Origin of the sequence: Pseudoalteromonas 'SMAR', assembly GCF_048515945.1 — a bacterium.
Taxonomy (GTDB): domain Bacteria; phylum Pseudomonadota; class Gammaproteobacteria; order Enterobacterales; family Alteromonadaceae; genus Pseudoalteromonas.
Window position 1 is genome coordinate 59077 of the sequence record NZ_JBLWMW010000017.1, and the last position, 20746, is coordinate 79822.

Genomic DNA, 20746 nt, shown 5'->3' on the forward strand with positions numbered 1-20746 from the left:
CCTGATATTTTGCCAGCCAACACAGCCGTTTTGCAGGGTTAAAAATAATATTTTGTTACTTTTATCTTTTTATGTGATTACAACTTTTTTTTAGAGCCGCCACGACTAACTAGGCATCACTGTATCGTTAACACAATAATGGGGTGCCCATGAAAAAGACACAATTTCTATTACTGCCCAGCATAGCGTTATTAGCCACTGGTATCGGTATTGCAACTGCTCAGCCAAATCAGAATAATGACAGCGGCGTCGATAATAACTATCAGTTAATTACTTACAAAAATTGCCAACAACTTGAACGGCAACCACTTAATGCCGAACAAGTCGCAGCCTACCAAGCACTTCAGCAAGCCGAGCAAGCGATGGAAAACATCAGCTTACCCAACCGCGCTTTTGAGGAAAAAGTAACTAAGCTGGGTAAAGAGATAGAAGAAATTGCGCAAATGGCGGTACAACGCTCACAAGGTAAAGTCATTATCGATGAGCAGCTTATGGCTAAACAACAAGCGAAAGCAAAGCAAATAGACGCACTATTAGACAATCATCAAGAGCACTTTGAGGCACTCAATCAACACGCCAGTCGCGTTGGCAATGCGGCCAGTCGCTTCGAGCAGGCAATTGCTCCGCTGACTAATGATCAGAGCAACATCACCTATCGCGTGATTAAGTCCGGTGAAAGTGCGTCAGCCCCTTGCTTTGCTAAGCATTAATTGCCCTACCTTGGGTTGCAGCTGCAACCCAATAATCCTCCAGCTAAAGTAAAATTCACTTTGCTAGCGCGCTGTGGTTTGTTACATTTAACACAACAGCAAGTATACTCTGGCCTTGCGTTACCAAGGGGTATTAATAGAAAGCATAATGACCGCGCCGTATCACTATTGCATTTTGGTAAAGTTTACTCGCCATGTCCTCTTCTTGCTGATGTGTTTTACCGCCACCACAACATGGGCCAATCAATGTCTAGTGAGCAGCAACCACTCGAGTATTACTCCCTTTACGCTGAAATATCAGCAAAGCCATTTTGATAACGTCCCCAAAGGGAATTTCACCCTAACATTCGAGTGCCAACTATCGCAGCAAAGTGTGCTGAGCTTTGTCGATGTCGGCCTGAAACATTTTGCTTGGCAGCAAAGTGTGGATCCGCTACAAGCTATAAAATACGCCAATCCAGCGTATATAATACCAGCAGGTTCAACCACTCTAGAGCTTAACGCGCAAGCAATTCAGCCTCATAGCTTAAGGCTAAAACTATATTCCATGCCCAGTTTCGTGGTGCAAAGCCAAAAGAACAGCCTGATCATGGGAGCCTTTTATGGCTTATGTTTTACCTTAATTTGTTATGTGATGATCATTGGCAGTCGTTTAAACGATTCGATTTTTCGGCTTTACGGCGCCTACATTCTCTGCTTGTGCGGCTTTGTGCTGTTCCAAGAGGGTCAACTCAATTTATTTATTGCCCCACAGTACAAAGCCCTGTTAAAACATTTCTACTTACTTTGCATAGGCCTTACCGTAGTCACGGCTACTTGGTTTATGACCAGTATTTTAGCCGTAGCAAAAGTCTGGCCCAACTTCACCAAGTTGCTGAAACTTGCAGCTGCACTGGTATTACCGCTTGCCATTAGCAAAATAGCGGTCAGTCAAGACCACATAGACACCTTACTAAACCGTTTGATGGGCTACCTTACTTTGGCCATTGTGGCGACTATTTTTGTCCTTGCGGCACTGCAAACTCGCCGTCGTGTTGAAGAGGCCAACTTGGTCTTTGCGGCATTAAGCTTAGTTTTGGTGGGCATGGTGTTTCGCATCTTATTAGTGGGCTATAGCCCATTTATGCAGCGCTATGCTTTGGTGTTTGCGTTTGCCATTGAATCCTTACTCCTGGCCATCGCCGTGTCCAAGCGGCTCGGTCGCCTGAAGCAGCAAAAGCAACAAGCCGAAAACGAGGCGAACTTTGATCAGCTCTGTGGTATCTACAATCGCCGCGGTTGGGAGAAGTCGTGCACGCCATTACTGGAACAACAAAAACTTGATAAAAGTGTTTTAGCACTTTTTTACATTGACCTAGATAAGTTTAAACAAATAAACGATGAGCACGGTCACGATGTTGGTGATCTGGCCCTACAATCGGTGGCCAAACTATTAACCGCTAATACGCGCGATGGTGATGTGGTTGGTCGCTTAGGGGGCGATGAGTTTGTGGTGGTGTGCTTATTCAAAGATAAAACCGCAGCAAAAGAAAAAGCCGAACAGTTACAACAGCAAATTAATGCGCTCAGTATAAGCGATGACAATAACACCATCGATGTACAAGGCAGCGTCGGCGTGGCATTAAGCACCTCACCTGGCGATGACCTTACAGCGCTATTACAGCAAGCCGATGACCAAATGTACAAAATAAAACAGCAGCACCGCGCAACCCAAGCAAAATAATGCTTGGTTCGGTATATACTTTGCAACTTCCCTGCAAAAAGCAGTTTTTCACTCTACAACTTGGTGAAAAATATCAAAAAATAATCTAAATGACTTTATTTTAGGGAAGTTAAACATGATAAAACACGTTGCCTTATTACTGGCTTGTATTTTACCCACTAAGTTTGCATTAGCAGCGCCAAATGACTCGCTATATCAACAAATCAAACAGCTCGATACAGAGTTATTTGCAGCATTTAATCGCTGTGATATTGATGCCCTAGCAAGCATGTACTCTAAACAGCTAGAGTTTTACCATGATACGGCTGGTTTAGATAATTACGCACAAAGCATTGCGGCCAGCAAAACGTTATGTGAAAAAAGCTAGGATTGACTAGAACGCTTATTCCCGAGAGTTTGACGGTATACCCAATCAAGGACTTCGGCGCATTGCAGATGGGAGAGCACCGTTTTTGTCATCTTGTTAATGGTAAAAATGACTGTGGTACCTTTCGTTTTACCCATATATGGCGTCGCAATCAAGCCGGCTGGAAATTACACCGCGTTATTAGTTATGGCCATTAATATGGCCTTAAAAGCCTTATCTTAACGCTTACTTATGCTGCGTTAAGATAAGGCTCTTGGCCTTGATGCTTAGCTTTACGCTGGTAGCTGCCCTTGCCTTTTTTGCTTTTTTCTACCTTGATTTTAAATAGTGGACTGGTCACTAGCGCTTTAAGGGCATTGTCTTTTATGTCACCGCGCTGATGGTCATGGCGATGCTGTTTTGCTTTTTTCATCTTAACTCCAATGGTATTGCTGCTGTATTAAAAGTGGCCGATATTGGCGCTGGCGATAGTAGCGCTACGGTAAAAATATGCAACTACTTTTAAGTAAAAAACACCTCTTTGTGACTCATACACTTCCAAGAAAGTTCATATAAACCTGCTAGGCTAATATCACTGTCGGCTTGATGAGAAAGGTAATTAAATCATGCCAGGAAAAAGTATCACCCTTAACAATGGCATTAGGCTTCATTATGACATGGTAGGAGAGCGCAACGCTCCGGTTATTATCTTAATTATTGGTTTAGGCGCACAAATGACAGTATGGCCGGATGAGCTCATTTATGGCCTGGCTGATAAAGGTTTTCGAGTGATCCGCTTTGATAACCGTGACGCAGGCCTCTCCAGCCATTTAGACCACTTAGGCTCACCTAGCATTATGAAAACCATGCTGAGTAAAAAGTTACCAGTGGCAACCCGCCTGCCCTACACCCTAAATGATATGGCCAAAGATGTAGTCGGCCTCATGCAACGCTTAAACATAAAGCGAGCTCACTTGGTCGGCGCTTCCATGGGTGGCATGATCGCCCAAATCATGGCTCGCAAACATAAAAAAAAGGTGCTCAGTTTAACCACCATAATGTCTACCTCGAGCTATCCGAAATTTACTCGTGCGAACATCAAAGTGATGCTGGCGCTTGCCAAAAGTCGACCTAAGCGCAACTGCAGAGTCTCATCGATTCACTATAATGTCCGCCTCAACCAATTAATCGGCAGTCCGGGTTACCCTCAAGACAATGCCACTTTACAGCAGCAAGCCGAAAAAAACTTTGAGCGTGCCCATAACCCACAAGGATTTAAGCGCCAACTTGCTGCCATCGTGGCCAGTCAATCACAACTCCCCAAACTTGAAAAAATCAAAACCCCGACCTTAGTTATCCATGGCACCGACGACCCCATTTTTCCCGCCACAACGGGACAACAAACGGCAGCTCAAATACGCAAAGCAAAACTGAAACTGGTCTCGGGTATGGGTCATGACTTTCCTCCAGCTTTAATGAAAAAAATCAGCAAATGGATTGCCAAACATTGCACTAAGGCAGAGCGCAAACGACTTAAGAAAAAACGAAAAAAGCACCAATGCCTGGAGCCACAACAGGGCAATATTGCTCATCTTAAGTTAGTCGCTAAATAAGAGGAAAGTCAGTAGTCGCTTAACTCAGATTCTGAAGGTTTTTGTTTTGCACCACTCATCATTTTAATTTTGACTGCTAAGCCACAGGAAAAATATACTTTGACCATGCCAATAATCACTAAGTGGATATTTGGGTGAGAAAGGAGATCGAGTTTGGCAACAGCCGCAGTGAAACTCATCTGCTCTGCCGTTTCGTTAACCGCCCAGTAATACATAGTGATGGCCTCTTTGAAGACACCGAAAGCAATCAAAAAAATGCCGCACGCAAACAGCATTCGGCAATACCATAACGCCGCACCAAAACCCGGACAATGTAAAAAGCGAAATGGCAGTAAGCTCATGGTATTCCTTACCTAAGTGATAGCGATACAAGGTAAAATGATAATAAATTGTAAACCACTATACGCATTGAGTCTAGCCACAAAAAAAGCGTGGCAACAAGGCCACGCAATGGTTGGAGAAGTAAGACGGTGTCGGAATGTGGGTTTACCCCACTAACGCCAGTAATATCCCTGCAGCAACGGCACTCCCCAGTACCCCGGCCACATTCGGCCCCATAGCATGCATTAACAAGAAATTATGTGGATTGCTTTCCAGCCCCACCTTGTTCACCACTCGTGCAGCCATCGGCACAGCCGATACGCCCGCCGCGCCCACTAAAGGATTGATGGGTGTCTTGCTAAATTTATTCATGGTCTTCGCCATCATCACGCCGGTTGCAGTACCAATACTAAAGGCAACGGCGCCCAGCGCTAAGATCCCTAAGGTCTCAACGGTTAAGAACTGATCGGCAGCAAGCTTTGAGCCTACCGCTAAGCCTAAGAAGATAGTGGTAATGTTAATTAGCTCGTTTTGCGCCGTTTTGCTTAACCTATCAACCACACCACACTCTTTCATCAGGTTACCTAGGCAGAACATGCCCACTAAAGGCGTGGCTGCAGGTAGGAATAAAATGGTGAGTCCCAGCACCGCCAATGGAAACAGGATCTTTTCGGTTTTCGACACTTCCCGAAGTTGTGGCATCGCCACCTGACGCTCTTCAGGTGTGGTCAGTGCACGCATGATCGGTGGTTGAATGATCGGCACCAATGCCATGTAAGAATACGCCGCCACGGCGATGGCACCCAAAAGCTCTGGCGCCAGCTTCGACGCTAAGAAAATGGCGGTTGGACCATCGGCGCCACCAATAATGGCAATCGCTGAGGCGTCTTGTAAGGTAAACTCAAAACCGGGAATGTAGTTCAGCAAAATAGCGCCAAACAGAGTCGCAAAAATACCGAACTGTGCCGCCGCCCCAAGCAGTAGCATTTTCGGGTTTGCGATAAGCGCACTGAAGTCGGTCATGGCGCCCACACCCATAAAGATCAGTAAAGGAAATACCCCACTATCAATGCCGATGTAGTAAACGTAATACAATAAACCACCCGGGTCGGCCAACCCTGCAACCGGTATATTGGTGAGGATGGCACCAAAGCCAATAGGCACCAGCAATAACGGCTCAAACCCTTTCGCTATCGCTAAATAGAGCAAGCCACAGCCAACGGCCATCATGCTCAGGGCAGGCACAGTGAAGTTGGCAAGGCCAGTTGCTTGCCATAAGTTTAATAAACCTTCCATTCGACTCTACCCTTATGCTAATGACATGATGGCATCGCCAGCGCTAACGGCATCACCTTCAGCAACCAATAACTCAGCAACTCGGCCGCTGTGAGTAGCTCGCACCTCAGTTTCCATTTTCATGGCTTCCATAATCAGAACCACATCACCCTCTTGCACTTCATCACCAGCACGTACCATTAACTTAAAGATATTGCCTGCCAATGGCGCATTTAAGGTTTCGCTCGAGCTCACCGAAGTCGATTGTGGAATAAGTTCACTGTCTTTAACTTGTACTTCTTTTAATTCGCCGCCTTGTGCCACAACCACGTCGTACACCTTGCCATCGACCTTAACGCTGTAACGCTCAGCTGAGGCTTTCGCAGACGATTTTGGCTGCTCGGCATTGCTATTACCATCGCTCTTAACCAGTGTCGGTTTAGGCTCGAAGGCATCTGGGTTGTTACGGTTTTTCAGGAACTTCAAGCCAATTTGCGGGAACAGAGCATAAGTCAGAACATCATCAATGGCATCTTCCGCCAACGTGATCTGCTCAGCTTGCGCTTTGTCGCTGAGCTCATTTTGTAAGGAATCTAGCTCAGGCTCTAATAAATCCGCAGGGCGGCAGGTAATGGCTTCCTTACCCTCTAAAACGCGTTGTTGCAGTGTTTGATCCATCGGTGCCGGTGTCGCACCATATTCTCCTTTGAGCACTCCTGCCGTTTCTTTCGTTATCGACTTGTAGCGCTCACCGGTTAACACATTCAATACTGCTTGAGTGCCAACAATTTGTGAGGTGGGTGTGACCAAAGGCAGATAACCTAAGTCTTTACGAACACTCGGAATTTCTTTAAGAACCGCATCCAGTTTATCACCGGCACCTTGTTCCTTCAGTTGGTTTTCCATATTCGTTAGCATACCGCCAGGCACCTGAGCAGAGAGGATACGTCCATCCACGCCTTTTAAACTGCCCTCAAATGCCGCGTATTTTTTCCGTACTTCGCGGAAATAACTCGCCACTTCTTCTAGTTCCAGCAAATCTAACCCTGTATCTCGCTCAGTCCCTTGTACAATAGCAGCAATGGTTTCAGTAGCACTGTGACCATAGGTCATACTCATCGACGAGATAGCGGTATCGAGCATATCTATGCCGGCATCAATCGCCTTTTGATAGGTTGCTGTGCTTAAGCCCGTGGTAGCATGACATTGCATGGCGATAGGAATAGACACCGTTTCTTTCAGTCCGCTGATTAACGCCTCAGCATCGTATGGTTTAAGGAGTCCTGCCATATCTTTAATACAAATAGAGTGACAACCTAAGTCTTCTAACTGCTTGGCTTGGTCGAGCCACATCTGCAAAGTATGCACGGGGCTTACAGTGTAAGAAATCGTGCCTTGAGCATGTGCCCCTACTTTGATGGCGGCTTTTACGGCGGTCTCTAAGTTGCGCACATCGTTCATGGCATCAAAGATACGAAACACGTCAACGCCATTGTGGTGGGCCCGTTCAACGAATTTTTCTACCACGTCATCGGCATAATGGCGGTAGCCCAGTAAGTTTTGTCCTCGCAACAACATTTGCTGTTTGGTGTTTGGCATGGCCGCTTTTAACGCGCGGATCCGCTCCCACGGATCTTCCCCTAAATAACGAATACAGGAGTCAAACGTCGCCCCACCCCAAGACTCCACAGACCAATAGCCCATTTCATCCAGTTGCTTGGCTATTGGAAGCATATCTTCCAAGCGCATTCGAGTAGCGAGTAGTGACTGATGCGCATCGCGCAGAACTAATTCGGTAAGTTTTAACTGTGACATGCTAAACCCCTATTTGTTATTCTTTCTGTAGGCTGCAATAGCAGCACTAATGGCTGCAATATGCGCTTGTGGAACGCCCTGTGATGATCCCGGCTTGGCCCGTGTCGACGCCGCCGTATTGGCAGGAGTTGCCGCGCTCACCTTGCGAGCAAAGCTGGCAAGTAGTCGCATTGCAAATATCAATATGGATAGAAATACAAACACTCCAACCATGCCTGTTAGCATGAGGTTTGCTGCCTGCAATAACTGCGCACCTATATCCATTGTTACCCCTTTAACTTGCTATTCGCTTTGTCGCTAAGCTTGTTAACCTGCTGCAACAAAGCGTCACTTTTTTTGTATTTTATTCACCTTATAACAAAAAATATGGTGCTGTAAAGCAAGTTGTAAATTGGTAATACCAAAACACATTAATCACTTACTATCAGAGAGTTATGCTTGGATCATGGCTAAATAAGGGCTTTATCTGCGAATAAATATGAAAAATATTCAAAATATCGCTCCTAAATGCTCCCTACAGCTAAGGGATCGCAATAGCGTCACAACGCCTAGCTGACAACTTGTAAATTGGACTGACCAAACCATAACCTTTACGTAAACGTAAAGCTAAAACCTATGCTATTACTGCCTTAGCAAAAATTAATTGCCGTTAAACTGCTGATATCAGATCTCAACACGGTATAATGAGCGGTAGAAAAATCACCAAAGATGAACTTATGTCGTCAGTAACAGAAAATGAAAATTTGTCGTTTCAAAGCCAATTCAAGCTTGATAAAGCATACTTTAAAGAGTGTTTTGAGGAGTCAGAAGCCAATGGTTTTGCCATTAAGCCAAAATATGGCTTGCTGGTGTTGCTAACAGCTCTGGGCTTATTGGCAATTTATGGCTTAGAGCAGCCCTATCTCGGTAACTTTTTAATCTTGCTGGCTGTGGTTGAGTGTTTAGCCTTTTATTACCGTAAGTCTTGGTGGGTTATCAGGCAGAACTTATCTCGGGCTGCGGGCAATATGGTGACCGTTAAGGTGTCTCAACAAGGCATTGAGACGCAAGCGCACCATGCTGAGTTTTCTTATCCTTTTACTGCTCTTGAGGCGCTAACAGAAACCGAGCGCGGCTTTTTAATTGTTCAAGGCGGCAAACCAAGCTACATCAGCAAGTCGGTATTAACGTCAGAAGCGTGCGCTTTTTTGACCAAGCAAAGCGAGATAATTAAGCACTAATGCCATGTGCTGTTGATACCGCCATCCAGTGACATTTATACCAATCCGCATTAATACTTGCTCAATTTGAGGGAGTAAATTTGACGCTAACGGCGTTAAAAATTTCTTATTTAGAACAACTAAATAGCAAAATTTTTGCCTTGCCTACACGGATGTAGGTACCTTGGCGGTAGCAGGACGCGAGAGCGGTGTTATCGACAAAATTTTCTTGCCTCAAATAGACCACTTAATTAAGCGAATTGGTATTATTAAGTAATAGGTTTTTCTGTGACAGAAACAATAAACCCCGCTAGTTGCGGGGTTTACTCAAAATTCAGTACTTACTATTGAATTACATGTTGCCAGGGTTCGACTTCTCAGCCTGAATTCGCATGTAAATCTCTTCACGGTGAACTGAAACGTCTTTCGGCGCGTTAACACCAATACGTACTTGGTTACCTTTAACACCTAGCACAGTTACAGTTACTTCATCACCAATCATCAGGGTTTCACCTACTCGACGAGTTAGTATTAGCATTCTCTTGCTCCTGTTATTCCAAAATTTAAAAGATTCCGCGTCACTTCCATTTTAAATAAAACTTTCCAGAAAAGTAAGCAAAAACTTAGTTTACTCAATACTTTCCAATTCAAACTTTGCGTGTAACGCTCTTACCGCTAGCTCTAAATACTTTTCTTCTACCAGCGCTGAGATTTTTATCTCGGCGGTGGCAACGAGCAACGATTGGATCCCTTCTTCAGCCAGGGCCTTAAAGAACAACCCTGCTACCCCTGGATGAGACTTCATACCAATACCAACCGCTGATATTTTTGCTACGTTAGCATTAACATCGACCACTGCGCCACCTAATTGTTGTGATTGCGCGGTAATGATTTCTGTCACTAGTGGTACATCCGAAACGTCTACAGTAAAAGCATAGTCTATTTTTTTCTCTCTGTGGTTCAATTGGTTAATCATATCCACTTCGATACCATGCTCACCTAGTATAGCGAGTAAATTAGCTAGGTTACTTGGTTTTACGTCAACGTCTTTTACCCAGATCAGTGCCTCATCTTTATTACTGGCAATTCCAGACACCACTTTATGTGCATTCACTTTGCGTTCCTCATAGCTAATTAATGTGCCACTGTCAGGGGCAAATGATGACAACACCCTAAGCGGCACATTATATCGCCCCGCCGCTTCAACAGAGCGGATCTGTAGAACTTTGGCACCGAGGCTAGCAAGTTCTAACATCTCTGCAAAGGTCACATAGGAAAGGCGTTTTGCGTGGGGTTCAATGCGTGGATCAGTGGTATATACGCCATCAACATCAGTATATATTTGGCACTCATCTGCTTGCAATGCGCCGGCAATTTCCACTGCTGTGGTGTCGGTACCACCGCGCCCTAATGTGGTGATATTGCCTTCAGGATCACGACCTTGGAAACCGGCAATGATGGTAATGCGATTATGCTGCAGCTCCTGCTGTAAGCGAGCAGTATCAATGGCAGTGATGCGCGCTTTGGAGAACATATTGTCGGTTTTTATGCCCACCTGATCGGCAAGTAAACTTACCGCAGAATGACCCCGCTTAATGATGGCCATCGCCAGCAGCGCTATCGACACTTGCTCACCGGTGGTCAATAACACATCCAGCTCTCGAGCACTGGGACGTGCATCAATTTGTTGCGCTAATGAGATCAGCCGATTGGTTTCGCCTGACATGGCAGACAATACCACCACAACCTGATGGCCTTGCTGCTGCGTTTTGATGATATGTTCAGCGACAGCCTCGATGCGCTCGATAGAGCCCACCGAAGTGCCACCAAACTTTTGAACAATCAGCGCCACGTGCTGATTACTTGGTTAAATCGCTTAACCAGGCAGGTACACTATTGAGTGCTGCGTCGAGGTTTTCAGGCTGTGAGCCACCGGCTTGCGCCATATCTGGACGGCCGCCACCTTTACCACCGACTTGAGCAGCCATGTGGTTAACGAGTTCACCGGCTTTGACTTGGCCAACCAGATCTTTTGTTACTCCGGCAATTAGGCTGACTTTTTCACCGTTGGCAACGCCAAGGGCAATAACACCAGAGCCCATCTTGTTTTTCAAATCATCCACCATGCCACGCAGGGCTTTGGCTTCCGTTCCGGCCACGTTAGCAACCAGCAACTTAATGCCATTCACCTCAGTTGCCGAGTCAAGTAGCGATGCTCCCGCAGCACTGGCAAGCTTGTCATTCAGCTGAGCTACTTGCTTTTCTAGGCCTTTGGATTTCTCTAGTAGCGCAGTGACTTTATCCACTACCGTAGTTGGCTCTGCTTTCACTAGCGCAGCAATTTCATTTAACAACGCTTCTTGGTCATTAACGTACGCAATGGCATCGGCACCAGTAACGGCTTCAATACGACGAACCCCAGCAGCAATACCGCCTTCTGAAACGATTTTGAACAGACCAATGTCGCCTGCGCGTGAAACGTGTGTACCACCACACAGTTCAATCGAATAGTCACCAATGGAAACCACGCGTACTTCGTCATCGTACTTCTCGCCAAACAAAGCCATGGCGCCTTTATCTTTGGCTGCGTCAATGTCCATCAGCTGTGTTTCGAGTGCAAAGTTGCGGCGAATTTCAGCGTTCACGGCATCTTCAACTTGTTGTAGCTGTGCTTTGGTGACGCTTTCAAAGTGAGAGAAGTCAAAACGAAGACGATCTGGCAGTACCAAAGAGCCTTTCTGAGTAACATGTTCACCGAGTAAATCGCGTAACGCTTTGTGCACTAAGTGCGTTGCGGTGTGGTTTTTCTTCACTCGCTCACGACGCTCCGCGTCAATTTGGGCATCGGCTTTATCGTTGATACCAATACGTCCAACAACGTGACCATGATGGGCAAACGCGTTACCTAATTTTTGCGTGTCAGTGACCACAAACTCGCCGTTGGCTACTTTTAGCACCCCAGTATCACCAACCTGACCACCCGACTCGGCGTAGAAAGGTGTACGGTCAAGTACGACAACCCCTTGCTCACCGTCTTCCAAGGTGACGGCATGTTGTCCCTCTTTAAAGATCTCAATGACAGTACCGGTATGGTGAACCGCATCATAACCTTTAAAGTCAGTGTGCTTATCAGACTTTAAGCGCTCATTGTAATCGGCGCCAAACTTACCCGCGGCTTGTGCCTTCTTACGCTGCTCGTCCATGCACTGCTTAAAGCCGCGCTCATCGATGGTCATAAAGCGCTCACGGGCAACGTCGGCGGTTAAATCCGCTGGAAAGCCATACGTATCGTAAAGTTTGAAGACTAAGTCTCCTGGGATAACATCGCCTTCAATGTCATTCAGGTTCTCTTCTAAAATCGCTAAACCACGGTCGAGTGTTTTACCGAACTGTTCTTCTTCAATGCGCAATACTTTTTCAATAATGGCTTGCTGTTTTGCCAGCTCAGGGTAAGCAGCGCCCATTTGTTCAGTTAATGCCGCAACCAGTTTGTAGAAGAAAGCCCCTTTCGCCCCAAGCTTATTACCATGACGCACCGCACGACGAATAATTCGACGTAGCACATAGCCACGGCCTTCATTCGATGGCATTACGCCATCAACAATCAAGAACGCACAAGAGCGGATATGGTCGGCCACTACGCGCAAAGACTTGTCTTCTAAATCTTGCGCACCAGTGATTTCTGCCGCAGCCTTAATTAACGCTTGGAATAGGTCAATTTCGTAGTTAGAGTGCACGCCTTGCATGATGGCTGAAATACGCTCTAGGCCCATTCCGGTATCGACCGATTGCATCGGTAGCGGTTCCATGGTGCCATCGGCATGACGGTTGTATTGCATGAAAACCAGGTTCCAGATTTCGATAAAGCGATCGCCATCCTCTTCTGGTGTGCCTGGAGGTCCACCCCAAATGTGCTCACCGTGATCGTAGAAAATTTCCGAGCACGGACCACAAGGACCTGTGTCGCCCATTGACCAGAAGTTATCGGCAGTATCAATACGAATAATACGGTCTTCTGCAATGCCTACGTCTTTTGACCAAATATCAAAAGCTTCATCATCGTTATGATAAATCGTCACGAGCAACTTTTCTTTTGGCAGTTGCAGTACTTCGGTTAAGAACTGCCAAGAAAACTTAATCGCTTCGGCTTTAAAGTAATCACCAAAGCTGAAGTTTCCTAACATCTCGAAAAAAGTATGGTGTCTGGCAGTGTAGCCAACGTTTTCAAGATCGTTATGTTTACCACCTGCACGAACACAACGCTGCGAGCTGGTTGCTCGAGTATAAGGGCGCTTCTCAGCTCCTAAAAATGCGTCCTTAAATTGCACCATTCCGGCATTGGTAAACAGTAAGGTGGCATCGTTACCTGGAATAAGGGAACTGGATGGCACGATTTGGTGCTGTTGTTTGGCAAAGAAATCTAAGAAGCTTTGCCTAATTTGTGCGGTAGTCATCTGCTGCATGTGATCATTCACCTTTTATTGCTTCTTGCTCAGCTGCATTGATTGCAGTATCGATTGCAAATTCTATTTCATCGAAACTAAAACCACGATAGCTCATATAGCGAACGCGTTTAGTCTTTTCTTTGTATTCTAATTTTGTTGCGCAAATACCATATTTTTTCTGGTAAGTATTAGCGGCTTGCGTGTACCAATCTATTTGTTGTTCTGCAATTAATTGTTGCAGCGTTTCACGGCTTACGCCTTTTTGTTTTGCGTCCAGTAACACTCTTTTTTCGCCGAGTCCTTTGGCAACTTGACGATTAAGGTAGCTCTCAGCGTAGCGCTCATCGTTCAGGTAATCGAGGGACTGTAGCCACTGTAATAACTCCTCGGCTACTGCGGATGTGGCCCCTTTTTGCTGTAGTTTTTGCCGCAAACCTGAGGTTGAGTACTCTTGTCGTGATAACAACCAAACGGCATAGTTTTTCAGCTTTTTAACTTCATCTTCCGTCATTAAGCATCAAACCTGCCGGAGCTGGACTGCTCACTTTGTTGGCCCTGTTCAACTTCCGCCTTATTAATTGGCATAAACATCGCCTGAAATGAGACAAAAAAGCTGATCAAGGCCACCGGCATGATAATTATCGCAGGGATCATCGATAAAGGCAGAGCCGCCACTAACAAAGCCGCGATAATCAAGCCATAAATGCTCAACGGTGCCATGTTGTGGTAGAACGCACCAAGCGATAACTTCATGCTATGAAATATGCGCTTTTCGCCTTGAAAAAATACTATAGGCACAACGTAAGCAAACGCCATCATAACCAATGATTGTGCAATTACATAAAAACCCACCTGGGTCAGGGAAATGTTACTGGCGATAAGCTCTATTAATTGGTTCGCATCGGTGTTTGGCCCTGCATTTTCGAGAGCGGTGCCAACGTCACTGAATAATACCCCTGCTACCATAGTGAGTAAAAGCGCTGCCGCCATTTGATAAATACCAACCCGGAATAAGTGCATACGCCGGCCTTTCGCGGCAAATGGCTCAAAAATATCAGCGAGCTTAATGGATTTGTTGACTTGCTTATTAATCACCGCAAGATAAAAGCCAGCAGTCAAAAACGGGCCCGATAACGCGGCAACGACATGCAAAATCGGCGCAAGAATAGGCATCAGACTGACGACGGCCATAAAAATATACATCAACATAAAGGTGAGCGGCTGGGTTCTAAAAATCTGCCATCCAGCTTTTATCCATTGCACACCCATGTTTGCTTTAAAAACTCTGATTGGTGTTGACATAATCCACTTAATTTAGCAAAAACGCATCGATTATACTGGTTCGCAAGACAACTGAAAAGCCATGTTGGGGTGATTTATGCGGCCTTAAGGCGGGTATTTAGCCAGCAAGGAAAGTTTTCGCTACTGGCTAAAGTGGATAATGTGAATGCGGGCCTTTCATGGGCAAAGCCTACATTGCGCATACTGAGTAAAGGGAGTTAATCGGCTTTGGAAATTTTTTTAATGTCCAACATGTGCTCGCCATGCTGCACTTTGGTTTTTAGGTAATTTTCATTCCCTGAGACACCGGCTTTAATATGTGCCTTAGTGCCAACCACTTCATCCACGGTGATCCCGGCTTCACGTAAGGCTTTCAGCTTTCTGGGGTTATTGGTCATGAGTTTAACATGGTGTAAGCCAAGCGCTTTAAGCATCAGTACCGCATCGGAGAAATCTCTTAAGTCATCCTCAAAGCCTAAATGGTTATTCGCTTCATAGGTGTTCATGCCTTGCGATTGCAGTACATAGGCGTCAATTTTGTTGTATAAACCAATCCCTCTTCCTTCTTGACGAAGGTATAGCAAAACGCCACCTTGTTGGTGCATGGTTTCAATGCATTCATTTAGCTGTTCGCCACAATCGCAGCGTGAGGAATGAAAAACATCACCGGTTAGGCACTCCGAATGCATCCGGATCAGGGGAGTTTGTGCTTTATCAGCACCATTAAATACTAACGCGACATGCTCCTGCCCGTCTTTTAATCCCGAAAAAGAAACTATTTCTGCAGGGATATTACTGTGCTGCCCTACATTCAGCTCGACTCTCGCTCTAACTTCTGCCACGTCTTAATCTTGCCTAAATGTGATAATATAACAATATGCTACCATAACTGAGATATGGTGTCTCTACTGACATTATACAAGGGCTGCAAACAGAACGCTTGTATATTACCGCTGCCTGCAATCATTTTAACTATAATGCGCTCAGTGAGGCATTAGTTTACGTGGCTAAGCCGCAGTTAGATCGAATTGCAATAGTTTAAAACTTGTCGAGTAATCCTGGGTGATATTGCTCTGCTTTGGGCTCAACATGGTATTTCGCAGCTAGGGAATCTAATTCAGCTTGCCAAATCGCCAGCTCATCCATGGTGATGGTGTTGTCGTCGAGTTGCCATAATTGTCTTGAACCCGCGTAGCTATATTGAATCGCTATCATGGCATCGAGATTGCCTTGCTCTGCAGCTGCCTTAAGTTTGCGCATTTTTCGGGTAATTTTATTGAGCGACTGCTTAAGCTCCCAGACATACGTCACTTCCGTCATATACGGGTGGTGTTTGTACTTTTTAAGCACCAGCGCGATGACAATCACACTGACGATCACTCCGCTGAGATTCCAATGAAAGTGACTGCCATCGGGGTCTGGAAACAGTTGTATTAATACTTGGGCAAGCCCCAGACTGCCAGCCGTAAGCGCGACGACGCAAGCGACTATCACCTGATTTAAATGTTTACGGTAACGCTTTTTATCTATTTCTTGTAACTTCATCACTACTACAGCTAACCATCAGCCTTTGGTGCGAGCATTCTAGCTCAAGTCGCTGCCACGCACCACGATATAAATCAATAATCTAGCTTTGCTTTGGCTAACGTTAAATCATGACTACACTGGCGATAAAAAAGCATACGATGGCCAAGGCGCCACCCAGTAAAGCATAAGGCAGCTGGGTTTTGACGTGGGTTAACAGATCGCAGCCCGATGCCAGTGCAGATACCGCACTGGTGTCTGAAATTGGAGAGCAATGGTCACCAAATATTCCGCCACTTAAAATAGCGCCAACCACTAATGCTGGCGGCAAGCCTAATGCTTGAATAAGTGGCACACCAATGGGAATGAGAATGGCAAAGGTGCCCCAAGAAGTGCCGGTAGTAAAAGACATAATGGCCCCAGTAATAAATAGTACCGGTACGATTAAGTAAATTGGTAAATAATCTCCAACTAAGGAGGCCACAAAGGTTCCGGTACCCAGATCTTTAAGGCTAGCACCGAGCGTCAGCGACAATAGCACAATGCTGACAAGAGGAAGCAGCTCTCCCATGCCTTTAAAGCCAACATCCATTAACTCATGGTGGCTAAAGCGCTTACCACTTAGGAGCAAAATATAGGCCACCACAGAGGCTAAAATGGTGGCATACAACACTGACTTTGAGCCACTGCCATTGGCCAGCACACCATCGCCAGTCCATACCATAAAACCAATCATACTGATGATAAGAGTGGCTAATGGCACTAGCATATAGCGTGACTTGGTCGCCGCTGGCCCTGCTTCGAGTGCTGTGGCTTGCTGTTTTAATTCAGCTTCTGCGGCTTTCATAGGGCCATGTACTTTATCAAACACTATGGTGTAAAAAACAATCAGTAACGCAATAATGGCGTAGAAGTTAAAGGCCACACTGCCCCATAAAATACTGACGGCAGACTGCTCTAGCTCGTAGTTACTTAATAAGCCAAGCACGTATGCCCCCCAACCATTAAGCAATATTAAGATACAGACCGGGGCACTGGTACTATCAATAATATAGGCAAGCCGAGCACGGCTCATTTTAAATTTATCAAACAAGCCTCGGGCAACAATACCTGAGGTCAGCACACTCATATTCGATTCAATAAATACCGCGGTGCCAGTAAACATAGTTAGAAGGCCTACTTGGCGCTTACTTTTGGCCACGCCACGATTAAGTAGCATATTAACGGTAGCCGCGACCCCTCCCGACTCGCGGATATACGCTAACAGGGCACCAATCAGCACACTGAACATCAAAATACGGCTGTTGCCTGCGGACGTAACTACCGTGACGATACGTTCAATACTGCCAAAAAAGCCGCCAATCAGTAGACTGTTATTATTTTGTAATGCCAACAGCAGCTCGGAAGAGATCAGCGCAAGTATTAACGCAATGATCACTTCCTTGCGCCAAAACACCACCAGAATGGCGATCAATGGCGGTAATATTGAAACCCAGTCCATATTCTTCAACTTAAAATTTTAAAACCTCTAGCTTAAATTAAGTGACTGAAAACAACAAATTTTTGCGCTTAAGCTTGAGAATAAAAAAAGCAGCTGTGGATCCTGCTATTTTTCCTGCAATTAATGCAACGATCTGACATTTAGGGGTATCACATTGCGTGCCATGAACCTATAATGAATACAAATTCATTCGTTCGGGTTTTTATTCCATGTCTACATTTGTAAAAATAAAGGCACTGCGCCCCTCGCTGTCAAATAGCGAAGCGAAATTAGCAGACTTTACTCTCAACTCTGGGGAAAAAATACGTGCATTATCCTCGGTTGAACTGGCAAAAGCCGCAGGAGTAAGTCAATCGAGCGTAGTAAAATTTGCGCAAAAGTTGGGCTACAGAGGTTTTCCCACTTTTAAGTTGGCGGTCGTTGATGCTTTAAATGAGCAAACAGACAATACCCTAGCCATCGACGCACTGATCTCACACAATGATTCCATTGAACTGATTGCCGATAAACTACAACAAAGACAGCAGACGGTGATCTCAGAAACCAGAAAGTTAAACACGGCCAAGCAATTTGAGTCTGCCATTCAGTTAATAAAAAGTGCCCGTAAGGTGATTATTTGCGCCTTAGGGAGCACATTTACCATGGCACAAGACTTGACTTGGAAGCTACAAAAACTGGGAATTCCAGCCATAGCACAAGTCGATGAGCTCAGTGCCTCGGGTTATTTGGCGACCATGAACAAAGATGATTTGCTTATTGTGCTCAGTAGTAGCGGCGGTAGTAAAAGCTTACTCACCCTATCCAATCAAGCGAAAAGCAATGACTGCAAACGCTTAATGATCACCCGTTATGGCAGCCACCCGTTAGTCGAGCTGGCCGATGCCGTGCTTTACTGTACTAGCGATGATGAACCTTTAAAGCATTCAGGGATGTTATCGCGTACTTCACAAGCCTACCTGATTGACGTGCTATTTACGGCGCTCGCGCAATCTAACCTACATTGGCAAAAGCGTGTAGACCGGGCTAACGAAAACATGCAGTCGATGCGCTTATAGCTTCACTTTACTGCCGAGGATAAAGTAAATAGGCTTGCCTAAGCTGTAAAAAGTCGGCGACATCTTGGTGCCATAGTTGCTGCAACTGGGTTTCATTGGCACCTGCTAGCATAGCCTTTCTTACCTTATCGGTTCCTGCCAATTTATCCATAAAATTGGCAGCCGTAAAAAACTCTACGCCCGCTTGGTTGAAAACACGGTATGCACTGACAAACCAGTGTAAGTTAAATCCGGTTTCGCGGCTTTTTCTCAGATCTTGGCCATAGGCAGTTAGGCCTTTTAATTTGGGGTTAGCAGCGGCGCCGATGATGCTCCTGGGTGAGAAGGCAAAGTCACCTAGCTTCGGGTTGCTATGTCCGTACACTTGAAATGGAAACTCGGTACCACGGCCAACCGACACTGGCGTTGCCTCAAAAAAGCACAGCGACGGGTAAAGGTATATTGCCTGCTGATTCGGAAGGTTTGGGCTCGGAGGCACAGGTAAGCGATACTCAACTTGATCATGGTAACCTAGCATGGGGATCAAGGTCAGCTTAAGCTGCTGTTCTGTTTCTAACCACTTTTGGGCAACAATCATTTTGGCCAACTCAGCGACGGTCATGCCATGGAGAACAGGAATAGGATGCATGCCCACAAAAGAGCGAAACTGAGGCTCTAATACTGGCCCATCGACATACGCTATATTTGGGTTTGGTCGGTCCAAAACCATAAACTCAATGTTGGCTTCAGCGGCGGCTTCCATCGCCAAGTGCATAGTGCTTATGTAAGTATAAAAGCGAAGACCAACATCTTGAATATCGAAAATCAAAATATCGACATCATCTAATTGTTGCTGGGATGGTTTTTTATTTTTGCCATACAAGGAAATGATTGGTAACCCTGTTTTTTTATCTTTACCATCCGCAATCAATGCACCAGCATCATGCTTACCTCTAAAGCCATGCTCTGGAGCAAATATTTTCCTCACGGCAATGTTATGCTGCAGCAATATATCAACCAAGTGTTGCTCACCGACTCTTGAGGTTTGGTTGACTATTAGTCCGACTCGCTTGCCTTTAAGCTCAGGTAAATAGAGCTCTGTGCGCTCAGCGCCTAGAGTCAGGGCTTCGCCATTCCAGCTCAGCATGCTTGCAATAATAAAGAAGATATTTCGAAAATTCATTGTATTAAACCGTGTTGAAAGTGAGTACAGGTTAGCAATAATGAAGAGAATGAAAAGCGTTTTTGAGACAAATGATGGAACTTAGCAAGGTCTAATCGCAGACACTGCCTGCTTTACACTCAAGTTTACCCATTCGGTTAATTTAGTGAGCTAATACCAATTCGTTTAATTAAGTGGTCCATTTGAGGCAAGAAAATTTTGTCGATAACACCGCTCTCGCGTCCTGCTACCGCCAAGGTACCTTCATCCGTATAGGTAAGGCGAAAGTTTTGCGATTTAGTTGTTCTAAATAAGAAATTTTTAACGCCGCTAGCGTCGAATTTGCTCCCTCAAATTGAGCAAGTGTTAATGCGGATTGGTATCACTTACGGCAAGAAGTTTTTACGCCGCAAGCGTCAATTTTGCTCTTTCTAATTAAGCCAACCTGGACCCAGGTTGGTATTAGTCATTGAATAAGTAAAACAAACTCAGAGCGTACCTTGTTTAGAGCTTTTTAAAGTGGGTGCCTGTTATTTTACTTCGCAGTGAATTCTTAACGACTCTTGATGTGGGTGTCTGCTGTTTTATAGGCAGTTGGGTAAGTGCAGCAAACTCAGAGTGTATCTTATTGAGCGCTTGTTAAAGTGGATGTCCGTTATTTTATTTTACTTCCCAGTGAACTCTTAACGACTCTTGATGTGGGTGTCTGCTGTTTTATAGTTTTATCTGCTGCTTTATAGGCACAAAAAAACCGACTCAACGTCGGCTTGTTTATCTCTTATTTTACCACTTGAGAG

Annotated in this window: 21 protein-coding genes; 7 read left to right on the top strand and 14 right to left on the bottom strand. The window is 45.4% G+C overall.

Annotated features, from left to right (window positions below; genetic code table 11):
* The first annotated feature begins 149 nt into the window (after positions 1–149).
* The 4 genes from ACNKW2_RS09155 (at position 150) to ACNKW2_RS09170 (ending at position 2997) form a co-directional block, all read left to right on the top strand.
* On the top strand, positions 150–710 hold the full coding sequence (locus ACNKW2_RS09155) for a hypothetical protein (protein WP_419148282.1): 561 nt from the start codon (positions 150–152) through the stop codon (positions 708–710).
* 148 nt (positions 711–858) lie between these two features.
* On the top strand, positions 859–2433 hold the full coding sequence (locus tag ACNKW2_RS09160; RefSeq protein WP_419148283.1) for a sensor domain-containing diguanylate cyclase: 1575 nt from the start codon (positions 859–861) through the stop codon (positions 2431–2433).
* 115 nt (positions 2434–2548) lie between these two features.
* Positions 2549–2800, top strand: a complete 252-nt coding sequence (locus ACNKW2_RS09165) for a nuclear transport factor 2 family protein (protein WP_419148284.1) — start codon at positions 2549–2551, stop codon at positions 2798–2800.
* A gap of 2 nt (positions 2801–2802) precedes the next feature.
* Positions 2803–2997: a nuclear transport factor 2 family protein gene (locus ACNKW2_RS09170; RefSeq protein ID WP_419148285.1), complete on the top strand. Its 195-nt coding sequence runs from the start codon at positions 2803–2805 to the stop codon at positions 2995–2997.
* 32 nt (positions 2998–3029) lie between these two features.
* On the opposite strand, the gene ACNKW2_RS09175 is transcribed toward ACNKW2_RS09170, so the two are convergent.
* Entirely contained in the window at positions 3030–3212 is a 183-nt protein-coding gene (locus tag ACNKW2_RS09175) for an alternative ribosome-rescue factor A (protein WP_419148286.1), read from the bottom strand.
* 193 nt (positions 3213–3405) lie between these two features.
* Between ACNKW2_RS09175 and ACNKW2_RS09180 the strand changes: the two genes are divergently transcribed.
* Positions 3406–4392: an alpha/beta fold hydrolase gene (locus ACNKW2_RS09180; protein ID WP_419148287.1), complete on the top strand. Its 987-nt coding sequence runs from the start codon at positions 3406–3408 to the stop codon at positions 4390–4392.
* 8 nt (positions 4393–4400) lie between these two features.
* Here the strand turns inward: ACNKW2_RS09180 and ACNKW2_RS09185 are convergent, their stop codons facing one another.
* The 4 genes from ACNKW2_RS09185 to ACNKW2_RS09200 all read right to left on the bottom strand — a co-directional run bounded on the left by ACNKW2_RS09185 (position 4401) and on the right by ACNKW2_RS09200 (position 8067).
* The gene (locus ACNKW2_RS09185; protein ID WP_419148288.1) at positions 4401–4733 is read right to left on the bottom strand and encodes a hypothetical protein; all 333 of its coding nucleotides are present in this window, start codon (positions 4731–4733) and stop codon (positions 4401–4403) included.
* 145 nt (positions 4734–4878) lie between these two features.
* Positions 4879–6009 (bottom strand): sodium ion-translocating decarboxylase subunit beta, encoded by a 1131-nt coding sequence (locus ACNKW2_RS09190; protein ID WP_336569186.1) that lies wholly within the window; start codon positions 6007–6009, stop codon positions 4879–4881.
* Between the two features lie 12 nt (positions 6010–6021).
* The gene (gene oadA, locus ACNKW2_RS09195; RefSeq protein WP_419148289.1) at positions 6022–7803 is read right to left on the bottom strand and encodes a sodium-extruding oxaloacetate decarboxylase subunit alpha; all 1782 of its coding nucleotides are present in this window, start codon (positions 7801–7803) and stop codon (positions 6022–6024) included.
* 9 nt (positions 7804–7812) lie between these two features.
* Positions 7813–8067 carry an OadG family protein gene (locus tag ACNKW2_RS09200; RefSeq protein ID WP_336569184.1) on the bottom strand — a complete coding sequence of 85 codons (255 nt, stop codon included), beginning with the start codon at positions 8065–8067 and terminating at the stop codon, positions 7813–7815.
* Positions 8068–8519: 452 nt separating this feature from the next.
* Here ACNKW2_RS09200 and ACNKW2_RS09205 point away from each other — a divergent pair, with 452 nt between their 5' ends.
* Positions 8520–9023, top strand: coding sequence for a hypothetical protein (locus ACNKW2_RS09205; RefSeq protein WP_419148290.1), 504 nt, complete (start codon positions 8520–8522; stop codon positions 9021–9023).
* 331 nt (positions 9024–9354) lie between these two features.
* Here ACNKW2_RS09205 and csrA read toward each other — a convergent pair whose 3' ends face one another.
* The 8 genes from csrA to ACNKW2_RS09245 form a co-directional block, all read right to left on the bottom strand.
* Complete coding sequence (csrA, locus tag ACNKW2_RS09210; protein ID WP_336569181.1) at positions 9355–9540, bottom strand: carbon storage regulator CsrA; 186 nt, start codon at positions 9538–9540, stop codon at positions 9355–9357.
* A gap of 90 nt (positions 9541–9630) precedes the next feature.
* Entirely contained in the window at positions 9631–10854 is a 1224-nt protein-coding gene (locus ACNKW2_RS09215) for an aspartate kinase (RefSeq protein ID WP_419148291.1), read from the bottom strand.
* A 7-nt stretch (positions 10855–10861) separates the two neighbouring features.
* Positions 10862–13465, bottom strand: coding sequence for an alanine--tRNA ligase (gene alaS, locus ACNKW2_RS09220; protein ID WP_419148292.1), 2604 nt, complete (start codon positions 13463–13465; stop codon positions 10862–10864).
* 4 nt (positions 13466–13469) lie between these two features.
* Positions 13470–13958, bottom strand: a complete 489-nt coding sequence (locus ACNKW2_RS09225) for a regulatory protein RecX (RefSeq protein WP_419148293.1) — start codon at positions 13956–13958, stop codon at positions 13470–13472.
* Positions 13958–14749 carry a BPSS1780 family membrane protein gene (locus tag ACNKW2_RS09230; RefSeq protein ID WP_419148294.1) on the bottom strand — a complete coding sequence of 264 codons (792 nt, stop codon included), beginning with the start codon at positions 14747–14749 and terminating at the stop codon, positions 13958–13960. The genes ACNKW2_RS09225 and ACNKW2_RS09230 overlap by 1 nt, the downstream gene beginning before the upstream one ends.
* A 197-nt stretch (positions 14750–14946) precedes the next feature.
* Positions 14947–15570: a GTP cyclohydrolase II gene (locus tag ACNKW2_RS09235; protein ID WP_336569175.1), complete on the bottom strand. Its 624-nt coding sequence runs from the start codon at positions 15568–15570 to the stop codon at positions 14947–14949.
* Between the two features lie 196 nt (positions 15571–15766).
* The gene (locus tag ACNKW2_RS09240) at positions 15767–16273 is read right to left on the bottom strand and encodes a DUF3087 domain-containing protein (RefSeq protein ID WP_419148300.1); all 507 of its coding nucleotides are present in this window, start codon (positions 16271–16273) and stop codon (positions 15767–15769) included.
* Between the two features lie 103 nt (positions 16274–16376).
* Positions 16377–17753 (bottom strand): Na+/H+ antiporter NhaC family protein, encoded by a 1377-nt coding sequence (locus ACNKW2_RS09245; RefSeq protein ID WP_419148295.1) that lies wholly within the window; start codon positions 17751–17753, stop codon positions 16377–16379.
* A gap of 209 nt (positions 17754–17962) precedes the next feature.
* Between ACNKW2_RS09245 and ACNKW2_RS09250 the strand changes: the two genes are divergently transcribed.
* Entirely contained in the window at positions 17963–18808 is an 846-nt protein-coding gene (locus tag ACNKW2_RS09250) for a MurR/RpiR family transcriptional regulator (protein ID WP_419148296.1), read from the top strand.
* A 7-nt stretch (positions 18809–18815) separates the two neighbouring features.
* Here the strand turns inward: ACNKW2_RS09250 and ACNKW2_RS09255 are convergent, their stop codons facing one another.
* Complete coding sequence (locus ACNKW2_RS09255) at positions 18816–19970, bottom strand: exo-beta-N-acetylmuramidase NamZ family protein (protein ID WP_419148297.1); 1155 nt, start codon at positions 19968–19970, stop codon at positions 18816–18818.
* Positions 19971–20746: the final 776 nt, after the last annotated feature.